This is a genomic window from Burkholderia sp. Tr-862, assembly GCF_011753085.1.
In the GTDB taxonomy this organism is placed as follows: Bacteria; Pseudomonadota; Gammaproteobacteria; order Burkholderiales; family Burkholderiaceae; genus Burkholderia; species Burkholderia ambifaria.
Window position 1 is genome coordinate 1 of sequence record NZ_VWWG01000185.1, and the last position, 12035, is coordinate 12035.

A 12035-nucleotide genomic window follows, 5' to 3' on the forward strand; every position below is an offset into this window, starting at 1 on the left:
TGGCGTGTGGAGATCGGCCGCGCGCTTGCGCTGCATCCGCGCCTGCTGCTGCTCGACGAACCGACGGCCGGGATGAACGAGACGGAAACGGCCGAGATGCTGCAACTGATCCAGTCGCTGAAGGCGCGCGGCCTGACGATCCTGCTGATCGAGCACAAGCTCGAACTCGTGATGCGCGTGTCCGACCGCGTGATGGTGCTCGACAACGGCGTGAAGATCGCCGAAGGCGCGCCGCGCGACGTGCGGCACGACCCGCGCGTGATCGAGGCGTACCTCGGCCGCCGCCATGCGGGCGGCGCGCCGGCCGACCGCGCAGCACAGGCGGCCGCATGACCGCACTTTCTTCCGGACCCGACACGACCATGACCGATGCGCTGCTGAAACTCGAACACCTGGACACGTTCTACGGGCCGGTGCAGGTGCATTTCGACGTGAACTTCGAAGTCGGCCGCGGGCAGATCGTCAGCCTGCTTGGCGGCAATGCGAGCGGCAAGTCGACGACGATGAAGCTGATTCTCGGGCTGATGCGGCCGCGCTGCGGCGTCGTGCGCTTCGACGGCGACGACGTGACCGCGCTCGCGACGCCGCAGCGCGTGCGGCGCGGGATCGCGGCCGTGCCGGAGGCGCGGCGGCTATTCGGCGACATGAGCGTGCGCGAGAACCTGCTGATGGGGGCATACACGCGTGGCGACCGCACGGCGGTGGCGGAAGACTACGAGCGCGTGCTCGACCTGTTTCCGCGTGTGCGCGAGCGGCTGACGCAGCGCGCGGGCACGCTGTCGGGCGGCGAGCAGCAGATGCTTGCGATGGCGCGGGCGCTGATGGCACGGCCGAAGCTGATCTGCATGGACGAGCCGACGATGGGGCTGTCGCCGCTCTACGTCGACAAGGTGCTCGAACTGATCGACGCGATCAACCGGCAGGGCGTGACCGTGTTCATGGTCGAGCAGAACGCGAGCCTCGCGCTGGAAATCGCGCATTACGGGTACGTGCTGCAGACGGGGCGTGTCGTGCTCGAAGGGCCTGCGAAGGCACTGCTCGACGATGAGCGTGTGCGCGATGCCTATCTAGGTGGGGAGGCGGTGGCGGTGTAGGCGGCGCCACGGGGCTTCATTTCAAGCGTGATCGGCGTGCGTCGTCACCGCCCGCGGAAACGTCAGCACCACCGCAAACCCGCCCGCCTCGGGAAACGCGAACCCGACGCGCCCGCCGTGCGCCTTCATCACCTCCTGCACGATCGCGAGCCCGAGGCCCGACCCCGTGCGGCGTTCGGTGCCGTCCGGTGCGATCCGCACGAACGGCTGCAACGCCGCGTCCCAATGCTCGCGCGGAATCCCGCGCCCGTTGTCGGTGACGGTCAGCGTCACCGCATCGTCGCTGTTGCCCGCGGTGGCGACCGACACGACGATATCGTCCGCATGCCCATGCAGCAGCGCATTGTGCAGCACGTTCGACAACGCCTCCTGCAGACTGATTGCATCGCCATCGATCCACGCGTGCGGTGAATCGCTCGCGAATGCGACGGCCACGTCGCGCTCGTCCGCGAGCGGAATCGCGCGGCCGAGCACGTCCTTCGCGAGCGCGACGAGTTCGACGGGTTGCAGCGGCACGGCCTCGGTACGATGGATCACCATCGCATGGTTGAGCAACTGCCCGGTGAGCCGCCCGACATCCGAGCTGGTCGCTCGCAACGCATCGAGCCGCGCCGCATGACGCGCGGGATCGACCTCGCCGTCGAGCAGTTCGATCTGCGCGTCGAGCCGCGCGAGCGGCGTGCGCATCTGGTGCGCGGCGTCGGCGATGAAGCGCTGCATCGCGTTGATCCGCTCGGCCAGGCGATGCATCAGCCCGTTGATCGACCCGATGATCGCGTCGATCTCGCTCGGTGTATCGACGGCCACCGGCCGCAAATCGGCCGGGTCGCGCGCGGCGATGATCGTGCCGATCTGCGCGAGCGGGCGCAGCCCGCGCCGGATCGCGAGGCCGCTCGCGCCGATCGCGAGCACACTCATCAGCAGGATCAACGTCCATACCTTGATGCTCATGTCGTTGGTCAACTGCTGCCGCGCGTTGGTGGTTTGCGCTACCGTCACGAGCGCCCAGCCCGGCGTGCTTTCCTCGGGCATGTAGCGTGCGATCGTCGCGGTGCGGATCCGGTGTCCCTGATAGACGGCGTTCGCGAACGCGGGGCCCTGCTTCGCGGCGGCGAGCGTCGCGGAGCTCGCGAGATCGTTGTAGCCGGCCACGACGACGCCGCGCGAATCGACGACCTTGTAGTAGACGAGGTCGTAGCGCGACAGCGTCGACAGCGCGGCCACCGGCGGATTCAGCGCGAGCACGCCGCCTTGCACGTACAGATTCTCCGCGACCTGGATCGATGCGCCCGCAAGCAACTGGTCGTATGCGCGCTCGGCCGCGACGCCCGCGTAGTAGCGCGCGATCACCGCGAGGGCGAGCGCGCCGGTCGCGACGACGAGCGCGATGAACAGCAGCGTGCGCCCGAACAGCGTCTTCGGGAACCAGTCAATGCGCGGCAATCTGATACCCCATCCCGCGCGCGGTGCGGATCTCGACCGAGCTGCCCTGCAGCTTCCTGCGCACGCGCGTCACGTATTGCTCGACCGCGTTCGCACTCGGCTCGTTGCCGAAGCTGAACAGCTGGTTCAGCAGCTCGTCCTTCGAGAAGATCCGCTGCGGGCGGCTCGCGAGGATCTCGAGCAGCGCGAACTCCTGGCGCGACAGCGACAGCGGCTGGCCGTCGAGTTCCGCGAGGCGGCTGCTGCGGTCGATCACGAGGCCGCCGAGCGTCAGCACGTCGTTCGCATGGCCGCTGTTGCGGCGCAGCAGCGCCTGAACGCGCGCGTCGAGCTCGCGGTAGTCGAACGGCTTCACGAGATAGTCGTCGGCGCCGAAGCCGAGGCCGCTCACGCGGTCGTCGATCGCCGAGCGCGCGGTGACGAGCAGCACCGGCGTCGTGCTGCCCGACGCGCGCAGGTTGCGCAGCACCGCGAAGCCGTCGAGCCCAGGCAGGTTCGCATCGAGCACGACGAGGTCGAAGCGCTCGACGCGCAGCAGGCTGTTCGCGGTCGAACCGTCGGTTTCGAGATCGACGGCATGGCCGAGCCGCGTGAGGCGGCTGCGGATCGCCGCGCCGATTTCGGCATCGTCCTCCACGACGAGAATGCGCATGGTGCCGTTTGCAGGTAGAAGGTTAGGGGTTTTCCCGGGGCCGGGATGTCAGCATTTTCTCAGACTCGCTCGATAACCTGTGTTCAGCCGGAACAAGCGATGACGGCATTAATACCAGAGGAGACGGCAACATGCAGCATCTCACGGGCACGACGAAGGCGCGGCGCAATGCACGGCGAGGTGTGACGCCGGCCGCCGCGTGGCCGCTTGCCGTGCGCCGCACGCAGGCGTGCGCATGACGACGTCGCCGCGCCGCCGCGCGTTGCTCGCCGCCGGCCTCGGCGCGCTCGCCGCACCGTCGCTGGTGCGCTCGAAGCCGCGCACGGTGCGAATCTCGAAAGGCTACGGCGTGCTGTACCTGCCGCTGCTCGTGATGGAGAAGCAGCGCCTGTTCGAGCGGCACGCGGCGCGGCACGGCCTGCGCGACCTCGCGCTCGACTGGGTGCTGCTCGACGGCGGCAATTCCGTCAACGACGCGATGATGGCCGGCACGCTCGACTTCGCGGGGGCCGGCGCGCCGGGCTTCATCGAGCTGTGGGCGCGGGCGCGCGGGATTCCGAATGTCGAGGTGATCGGCATCAGCGGCTTGTCGACGACATCGCTGTCGCTCAATGCGAACCGTCCGGGCCTCGCGTCGCTGCGCGACTTCACGCCGTCCGACCGGATCGCGGTGCCGGGCATCCGCACGTCGCTGTCGGCGGTCGTGCTGCAAATGGTCGCGAGCCGGCAGCTGGGCGCCAGGCATTTCGCGCAGCTCGATTCGATCACCGTGAACCTGCCGCATCCGCAGGCGATGCAGGCGCTGATCCGCCGCGAGAACGGCGTGACGGCGCACTTCACGTCGCCGCCGTTCTCGACGCTCGAATTGCGGCAGCCGGGCATTCATCGCGTGGTGAATTCGGTCGACGTGCTCGGCCCCATGACGCTCGACGTCGTGTTCGCGCCGAAGCGGCTCGTCGATGCGGAGCCTGCGCTGGCCGCGGCGTTTCTCGGCGCGCTCGACGAAGCGAACCGCCTGATCGTGCAGGATCCGCGCGCGGCGGCCGCGCTATATGCGGCCTCGTCGGGTGTCGGCGTGTCGCACGACGACGTGATACGGATGCTCGCCGCGCCGGACACGCGGTTCTCGGTTTGGCCGAACCAGCTGATGGACTACGTCGAGTTCCTGTACCTCGCCGGCACGATCAAGGCCAAGCCGCGTGCGTGGCACGAGATGTTCGCGCCGATGCTCGACGACTACCAGGCACGCTGAGCGCCGCCAGTCCACGATTTCATCGACCTGCACCGCGCCCGCGCGTTCGTCGCGCGCGGCGCCGATTCAACCGACAAGCAACCGATTCACGGAGGAGCCCCCAATGAATGCCACCGAAACCCTGGACCCCGCGTCCGCCGAAGAGCAGCGCGTCATGTCGAAGATGGCGCGGCGCCTGCTGCCCATCCTCGTCGTGATGTTCCTGATCGCGTTCATCGACCGGCAGAACGTCGGCTTCGCGAAGCTGCAGATGGTGCACAGCCTCGGGATGACGGAGGCCGCGTTCGGGCTCGCGTCGTCGCTGTTCTTCATCGGCTACCTGCTGTTCGAGGTGCCGAGCACGCTCGCGCTGCATCGCTACGGCGCCCGCGTGTGGCTCGCGCGGATCATGTTGACGTGGGGCCTCATCACCGTGCTGATGGGCTTCACGACCTCGATGCCGGCGTTCTGCTCGCTGCGCTTCCTGCTCGGCATCGCCGAGGCCGGCTTCTATCCGGGCGTGATCTATTACCTGACGCTGTGGTTCCCGCAGAGCTACCGCGCGAAGGTGCTCGGCATCTTCACGCTCGGCAGCGCGCTCGCGAACATGCTCGGGTCGCTGGTCGGCGGCGTGCTGCTGAGCCTGAACGGCGTGTGGGGGCTCGCGGGCTGGCAGTGGGTGTTCGTGGCGACGGGCATCCCGGCCGTGATCGTCGCGATCGTCGTGTTCCGCGTGTTGCCGGCCTCGTTCCGCGAGGCGCCGTTCCTCGACGAACGCGAGAAGCAGATTGTCGCGGCCGCGCTGGAGCGCGAGAAGCCGGCGCAGGCCGAGCACGGCCAGCCGTGGAAGGCGCTGCTCGATCCGCGCGTGATGCTGTTCGCGGCAACCTACATGCTGATGTCGACGTCGCTGTACGGCGTCACGTACTGGCTGCCGACGCTCGTGAAATCGTTCGGCGTGTCGAGCAGCATGAACGGTTTCCTGAGCATGCTGCCGTGGGCGCTCGCGGTGCTGCTGCTGGTGTGGCTGCCGTCGAAGCTGCGCCGCGCGAAGAGCATCCTGCGCACGATCGCGATCGTCGCGGCGCTCGGCGCGCTCGGCTTTCTGCTGAGCCTCGTGCTGCCGTCGACGCCGCTGCGCTTCATCGCGCTCGTGCTCGGCGGCGCGTGCATCCCGCTGCTGTATCCGTGCTTCTGGTCGATGCCGCCGCGCTACTTCACCGGCGCGCGCGCGGCGGCGAGTGTCGCGGCGATCAACTCGATCGGCAACCTCGGTGGCTTCTTCAGCCAGAACCTGATGCCGTTCGCGGGCAAGGTGACGGGCACCGCGTTCGGGCCGATGATCGTGCCGATCGTGTGTCTCGCGCTGCTCGGGATCGGCGCGCTGGTCGCGTGGACGCGCTCGGAGCGGGGGATGGTGGCGGTGCGGGCGTGATGGGCAGGGTTGGATCCCTGTTCAGCACGCGCCGGCCTGGCCGAACGGTGGACTGCCTTGGAAGGGGGAGTCGTGCTACCATGCATTGCATATGTAATGCATGGAGAGTGTAATGAAAACAGCGACCATGCCTGCACTGCGTGTCGATCCGCAGTTGCGGGAGGCGGCGGAATCCGTTCTCGAGCAAAACGAGACGCTATCCGCGTTCATGGAGTTGGCACTGCGTGACGGCATTGCGCGTCGGCGTCTGCAGCACGAGTTTGTTGCTCGTGGCCTGGCGTCGCGCGACGAGGCGCGACGTACCGGTGAATATGTCGATGCCGCGGACGTGCAGGTGGAACTCGAGGACATGCTGAAAGCCGCGCGTGCGACGAAGGCGGGCGATTGATCTATCGGGTCCGCTATACGCGTGCGGCGCGTGACGACCTGATGCGACTGTATCGATATCTGCTCGACCGCGATGTGGATGCGGCGGCTCATGCGGCGGAAGCGATCGAACAAGGTGTAGCGATGCTTCGACGGTTTCCGTTCACGTGCCGCAAGATCGACGCCGGGGATCCGTTTTTGCGTGAACTGATCGTATCGTTCGGCACATCGGGCTATATCCTGCTGTTCGAGGTCGAGGCCGCCGAGCAAGTCACGATCCTCGCCGTCCGCCATCAGCGGGAAGACGATTACCATTGATGCATGAACGATGCGGCCGGCGCCCGGAATCTGTCGACCTTGCCGCCATCGGTCACCCCCTGCGTCAGCGCGACGTCCCCCGTCCATCCTGCGCGATCGCCACATGCGCGGACGCCACCGGAATATCCACCTCCACCTTCGTCCCTTCGCCCAGGGTCGTATCGATCCGCAGCGTGCCGCCGACGAGATACGCGCGCTCGCGCAGGCCGACCAGCCCGAACGATCCCGATTTGCGCGGCACACCGGGATCGAAGCCCGCACCGTCGTCGCGAATCGTCAGCGCGATCGTCTCGTCCCGGTACACGAGTTCCACGGTCGCGCTCGACGCGGCCGCGTGCCGCGCGACGTTCGCAAGCGCTTCCTGCGCGATGCGGAACACGGCCGTCGCATACGGTTCGTCGAGCTGCAGCTCGCTCGGCTCGACTCGCAGTGTGCACGCCATGCCGTGACGGTGCCGGAAATCCTCCACGAGCCATTGCATCGCGGCCGCGAACCCGAGGTCGTCGAGCATCAGTGGACGCAGGTCGGATGCAATGCGCCGCGTGGCCGTCACCGCGCCGCGCGCGAGCGCATGCATCGCCGCGATCTTGCGCGCCAGCGGCGCATCGTCCTGCGGCACGTGATCGAGCAGCCATTCGAGATCGTTCTTCAGCGTCGCGAGCGTCTGCGCGAGTTCGTCGTGCAGTTCGCGCGCGATGCGGCGCTGCTCGGCCTCGCGCGCGCTCGCGCTGATCGCCGCGATCTCGCGCAGCTCCTCGCGCGACGCCTGCAGCGCCCGCTCCGCGCGCACGCGCTCCTCGACTTCGCGCCGCAAGTCGCGGTTCGACGCGCTCAACTGCGCGGTGCGGGCCGCGACGCGCTGCTCGAGCCGCTCGTTCGCGTCGTTGAGCTGCGCGCTCTTCTGCACGATGAGCAGGTGCTGATAGCGCGCGCCGGCGAGCGCACGCACCGTCTGCGCATGCAGCCGGCCGTTCTCGAACAGCAGCGCGAACAGCACGACGCCCGACGCGACGAGGCCGTAGGTCCGCCCCGCGTAGAAGCCCAGGTCGAAGCGCCCGTGGTTCAGCATCGACGACAACGCGATGTCGAACAGCCACGCGACGAGCACGATCATCACCCACAGGTCGAGCACGGAATGGCGCCGCCGCTGCCGCCACATCAGCACGAGCGCGGCCAGGTTCAACGCCCAGACGACCGTGATCGCGGTCGTCATCGTCGCGGCCATCCGGTTGCCCTGCATGATGCGCGGCAGCAGGTCATGGCCGGCGGTCGCGAGCAGCGCGAGCGCGCCGGTCGCGCCGGCCGTCAGGACGATGCAGAGCAGCAGCGGAAGCGTCGCGCGGCGCCGCTCGAGCGACGGCGGGTGGGCGCGCGGCATCGCGCGCAGCAGCACGTACGCGGCGACCGCCAGCGGAAAGCCGCCGTGCCAGAACAGATAAAGCCACGCGGTGGTCTGTTCGCCCGCGCCGAGCAGGCCCGTCGGCGTGAACAGCCCCGGAAAGGTCAGCATGTGCGTGCCGGCCATGAAACCCGTAAACAGGTAGCCGGCCGCGAGCGCGAGCAGCGATTTCTCGCGCAGGATCGCGTACTGGCCGAGCAGCAGGCCGGCCGTCACCATGTCGTTGACGACGATCGCCGACTGGTACACGGGAATGAAGCCCCACACGCGAGCAAGCGGCATGCCCGCGAATGGCGCGAGCGCGGCGAAGATCACGGCCGACACGATCACCATCGCGATCGCGAGCCGCCGCTCCTGCCGGCCGGGCGGCAGCGACGACATGAACAGGTGCGACGGATCCGGCGCGTCGTCGTCGTCGGGGGCTGCGGCGCGCACGCGGAACGGGGGCGTCATGCGTCGTCGACGCCGAGGTCGAGATCGTGGCGCACCGCGTAGCGCACCAGCGCGGCTTCGTGCGGCAGCTCCATCTTCTCGAGGATGCGCGTCTTGTAGGTGCTGACCGTCTTCGCGCTCAGCGTAAGTTCCGATGCGATCCGCGTGACCGTCTGGCCCGCGACGATGCGGCGCATCACGTCGAGTTCGCGCGCGGACAACCGTTCGTGCGGCAGCATTTCGACCGGCGCGCGCAGCGTGCGCGCGAGGCTTTCGGCCGTCTGCGGGCTTACGTAGACGCCACCCGCCGCGACCTTCGTGACGGCCTGGACGAGCTCGGCGGTCGCGCTGTCCTTCGTCAGGTAGCCGGTCGCGCCGGCCTTGAACGCGCGCGCGGCGTACTGCGCCTCCGCATGCATCGTCAGCACCAGCATGCGCAGCGACGGCGCGCGCGTCTTGACGAGCCGGATCAGCTCGATACCGGTCGGCCCGGGCATCGACAGGTCGAGCAGCAGCACGTCGGCGGCGCAACGCTCGGCCAGCGCGAGCGCGGCCGCGCCGTCGCTCGCCTCGCCGACGATTTCGAAACCGCCGGCCGTTTCCAGGATGTGACGCAGTCCGTCCCGCATGACTGCGTGATCGTCAGCCAGAATGATCCTGATCACTCGCGTTCCTCATCGGGATACCGCCGCGCACTGTTCCGCCGGTTGCCGCCGCAGCCGTTCTTCTGACCAATATATTCCGCCGAAGCCGGAAAAGGTGCGCCTGCGGGAAATTTTTGAGACATTCAGGTGTGGAGTGTGTCTGGAAACGAAATAATCAGAGGGACATGGTACCGGCGATAGGGCCAGATGGGGCGGGTATTCACGGGGAGTCATTGCCGTCCGGCGGGTGGTGTGTATCGCGGACCGCCCTGATCTGAAAGCGCGTCAAACCTCGTCCTTCAGGGCGGGGAAGGATAGCGCGGACGCCGTAGGCGTCCTTTCCGGCGGCTAGTGGGGCGTTTTCTGTTGGTCGATGTATTTGCGGACGATTTCAACAGGCGCGCCGCCGCAACTTCCGGCAAAGTAAGACAGAGACCACAGCGCGACGCCTCACAACTTTTTACGAATGCTCGAGTAGCACTTGAAAGACGTAATAGCGACCGCGTCGAAAGGCTTGACTCGCTCTTGCGGGCCAGACATACAATCGTCCGATGCGACGACTCCAGGCCTTCAAGTTCGAACTGATGCCAAACGGCGAGCAGCAGCGCGATATGCGCCGCTTCGCCGGATCGTGCCGGTTCGTCTACAACAAGGCACTGGCGTTGCAGAAGGAGAACTACGAGGCGGGCGGCAAGTTCATTGGCTACGTAGCAATGGCCAAGCATCTGACGGAGTGGCGTAACGGAGGCGAAACGCCATGGCTCAAGGACGCACCCGTTCACCCGTTGCAACAGGCTCTCAAGGACATGGAGCGGGCCTACAAGAACTTCTTCGCCAAGCGAGCGGCGTTTCCGAAGTTCAAGAAGCGCGGCCAGCGCGACAGTTTTCGCTACCCGGACCCCAAGCAATTCAAGCTCGACCAGCCCAATGGGCGGATTTTCCTGCCCAAGCTGGGCTGGATGCGACTGAGGCTGTCGCGTCCCGTGCCGGGCGAACTGCGCAACGCAACGGTCAGCTTCAACGCGGGCAAGTGGTGTGTCTCGATCCAGACCGAGCGCGAGGTCGAGCAGCCGGTGCCCCATGCCACCAGCGCGATCGGCATCGATGTGGGCATCGCCCGCTTCGCCACGATGAGCGACGGCACTTTTGTCGCACCGCTCAACAGTTTCAGGAAACATGAGGCTCGTCTGCGCCGATGCCAGCGTGCGATGAGCCGCAAGGTCAAGTTCAGCAATAACTGGAAAAAAGCCAAGGCCAGAGTCCAGCGCATCCATACGCGCATCGGCAATGCTCGCCGCGACTACCTGCACAAAGCCACGACCACGATCAGCAAAAACCACGCGATGGTGTGTATCGAGGACTTGCAGGTTCGGAATATGTCCAGGTCGGCGGCAGGCAGTACCGATGCGCCTGGCAGGAACGTTCGGGCCAAGTCCGGCCTGAATAAGGCGATCCTCGACCAAGGGTGGTTCGAGTTCAGGCGGCAGTTGGAATACAAGCTGGCCTGGAATGGCGGCTGGCTCGTGGCGGTTCCGCCCGCGAATACAAGCCGGACGTGTCCGGCTTGTGGATACGTGAGTGCGGATAACCGGACCACGCAGGAAAAATTCGCCTGTGTCGAATGCAGTTACGAGGAGAACGCCGATGTCGTCGGTGCTCTGAACATTCTGGCGCGGGGACACCGCGTTGCAGCCTGTGGAGAGCCGGTGCAGTCGGGCCGCTCCGTGAAGCAGGAACCCGCCGAGGCGATCTGAGACAAGCATTGTCGTTTCAGACGCGGTAGGAATCTCCCGACTTCAGGCGGGGGAGGATGTCAATCAGAGATAAACTGGTGCCCGATTGCACCGTCCTGATCCGAGGAGCCTCCACGATGATCGAACTCGCCGACATCCTGCCGTCCGCGCTGCCCGACGCCGTCGCGTGGGCCGACGCGCAGGCGGCGCACGGGCTCGCGCAGGGCGTGCCGCTCACGCCCGCGCAGGCCGACGACGCGCGTACTGTGGGCGTCGCGCAACCGGAGCGGATCCGCGTCGTGATCGGCGACCGCCTGCCGTTTCCCGACACGCCGGCGCTGGCCGCGATCGCGCGCGACACCGGGCTGCTGTCGCCGGGGACGATCGGCCTCACGCTCGGCCATGCGGTGTTCGTGCTGCGCGGCCACGACACGCGGCGCCTGCTCACGCATGAGTTCCGCCATGTGCAGCAGTATGAGGAAGCCGGGTCGATCGGCGCGTTTCTCGCGCGCTACCTGCACGAGATCGCGACCGTCGGCTACCACGATGCGCCGCTCGAGGCCGATGCGCGGCAGCACGAGTTCGACTGACGCCACCGGCCCGCACGAACACACACACCCTCCGATGAACCTTCCCCACGCCATGGCCGGCCCGGTGCGGACACGCCGCGCCGCCACGCCGCGCGACCCGCGATGAGCGACACGATCCACGCATGGTTGGGCGCGATCGGCGCACATCCGGTACTCGTGCTGGCGATCGTGTTTGTCACCGCCTGCGCCGAGGCGATCGCGCTGATCGGCACGGTCGTGCCGGCCGGCGCCGTGATGTTCGCGGCCGGCACGCTGATCGGCGCGGGCGCGCTCGACGGCTGGACGACGATCGGCGTCGCGGCCGCCGGCGCGGTCGTCGGCGACGGCGTCAGCTACGAACTCGGACGCCGCTACCGCGGCGCGATTCGCAACGGCTGGGTGCGGCTGGGCTACGCGGACGCCTATGGGCGCGGCGAGCAGTTCGTGCTGCGCCACGGGATGAAGAGCATCGTGCTCGCGCGCTTCCTGGCACCGCTGCGCGCGGTCGTGCCGGTCGTGGTCGGCTGCGCGACGCTGCCGCGCCGGTCGTTCTATCCGGTCAACGTCGTGTCGGCGCTGATCTGGGCACCCGTGCACGTCGCGCCGGGCATCGTGTTCGGCGCGTCGGCGGCGCTGGCCGCGGCGATCAGCGTGCGGGTCGCCGCGATCCTGCTGGTGGTCGCCGGGCTGGTCGCGCTCGTGTGGTTCGGCGTGCGCCT

Annotated in this window: 12 protein-coding genes and 2 pseudogenes; 9 read left to right on the forward strand and 5 right to left on the reverse strand. The window is 67.5% G+C overall.

Translation table 11 applies throughout. From position 1 onward, the window contains the following. Positions 1-333, forward strand: a pseudogene (locus tag F3J14_RS29960) (ABC transporter ATP-binding protein); the annotation flags it as partial. Further along, on the forward strand, positions 330-1094 hold the full coding sequence (locus tag F3J14_RS29965) for an ABC transporter ATP-binding protein (protein WP_166726018.1): 765 nt from the start codon (positions 330-332) through the stop codon (positions 1092-1094). The pseudogene F3J14_RS29960 and the gene F3J14_RS29965, both read left to right, overlap by 4 nt. Positions 1095-1115: 21 nt before the next feature. On the opposite strand, the gene F3J14_RS29970 is transcribed toward F3J14_RS29965, so the two are convergent. Next, a complete protein-coding gene (locus F3J14_RS29970) occupies positions 1116-2537 on the reverse strand; it encodes a sensor histidine kinase (RefSeq protein WP_166726019.1) in 1422 nt (473 codons plus the stop codon). Beyond that, positions 2524-3189 (reverse strand): response regulator transcription factor, encoded by a 666-nt coding sequence (locus F3J14_RS29975; RefSeq protein ID WP_166726020.1) that lies wholly within the window; start codon positions 3187-3189, stop codon positions 2524-2526. The genes F3J14_RS29970 and F3J14_RS29975 overlap by 14 nt, the downstream gene beginning before the upstream one ends. Positions 3190-3424: 235 nt before the next feature. Here F3J14_RS29975 and F3J14_RS29980 point away from each other — a divergent pair, with 235 nt between their 5' ends. The 4 genes from F3J14_RS29980 (at position 3425) to F3J14_RS29995 (ending at position 6539) form a co-directional block, all read left to right on the forward strand. Then, complete coding sequence (locus F3J14_RS29980) at positions 3425-4441, forward strand: ABC transporter substrate-binding protein (RefSeq protein WP_166726021.1); 1017 nt, start codon at positions 3425-3427, stop codon at positions 4439-4441. A 103-nt stretch (positions 4442-4544) separates the two neighbouring features. Further along, entirely contained in the window at positions 4545-5855 is a 1311-nt protein-coding gene (locus F3J14_RS29985) for an MFS transporter (protein ID WP_166726022.1), read from the forward strand. A 112-nt stretch (positions 5856-5967) separates the two neighbouring features. Continuing rightward, complete coding sequence (locus F3J14_RS29990; protein ID WP_166726023.1) at positions 5968-6243, forward strand: YlcI/YnfO family protein; 276 nt, start codon at positions 5968-5970, stop codon at positions 6241-6243. Beyond that, positions 6240-6539, forward strand: a complete 300-nt coding sequence (locus tag F3J14_RS29995; protein WP_166726024.1) for a type II toxin-antitoxin system RelE/ParE family toxin — start codon at positions 6240-6242, stop codon at positions 6537-6539. The genes F3J14_RS29990 and F3J14_RS29995 overlap by 4 nt, the downstream gene beginning before the upstream one ends. Positions 6540-6603: 64 nt before the next feature. On the opposite strand, the gene F3J14_RS30000 is transcribed toward F3J14_RS29995, so the two are convergent. The 3 genes and pseudogenes from F3J14_RS30000 to F3J14_RS30010 form a co-directional block, all read right to left on the reverse strand. Next, positions 6604-8391, reverse strand: a complete 1788-nt coding sequence (locus F3J14_RS30000; RefSeq protein WP_166726025.1) for a sensor histidine kinase — start codon at positions 8389-8391, stop codon at positions 6604-6606. Then, positions 8388-9035: a response regulator transcription factor gene (locus F3J14_RS30005; protein WP_166726026.1), complete on the reverse strand. Its 648-nt coding sequence runs from the start codon at positions 9033-9035 to the stop codon at positions 8388-8390. Before F3J14_RS30005 ends, F3J14_RS30000 begins: the two co-directional genes overlap by 4 nt. A gap of 327 nt (positions 9036-9362) precedes the next feature. After that, positions 9363-9455: pseudogene (locus F3J14_RS30010) on the reverse strand (transposase); the annotation flags it as partial. Positions 9456-9565: 110 nt separating this feature from the next. Here F3J14_RS30010 and F3J14_RS30015 point away from each other — a divergent pair. The 3 genes from F3J14_RS30015 to F3J14_RS30025 form a co-directional block, all read left to right on the forward strand. Next, the gene (locus F3J14_RS30015) at positions 9566-10768 is read left to right on the forward strand and encodes an RNA-guided endonuclease TnpB family protein (RefSeq protein WP_166726027.1); all 1203 of its coding nucleotides are present in this window, start codon (positions 9566-9568) and stop codon (positions 10766-10768) included. A 116-nt stretch (positions 10769-10884) separates the two neighbouring features. Then, positions 10885-11337 (forward strand): hypothetical protein, encoded by a 453-nt coding sequence (locus tag F3J14_RS30020; protein ID WP_166726028.1) that lies wholly within the window; start codon positions 10885-10887, stop codon positions 11335-11337. Positions 11338-11439: 102 nt separating this feature from the next. After that, a partial coding sequence (locus F3J14_RS30025) for a DedA family protein (protein ID WP_166726029.1) occupies positions 11440-12035 on the forward strand: 596 nt, incomplete at its 3' end.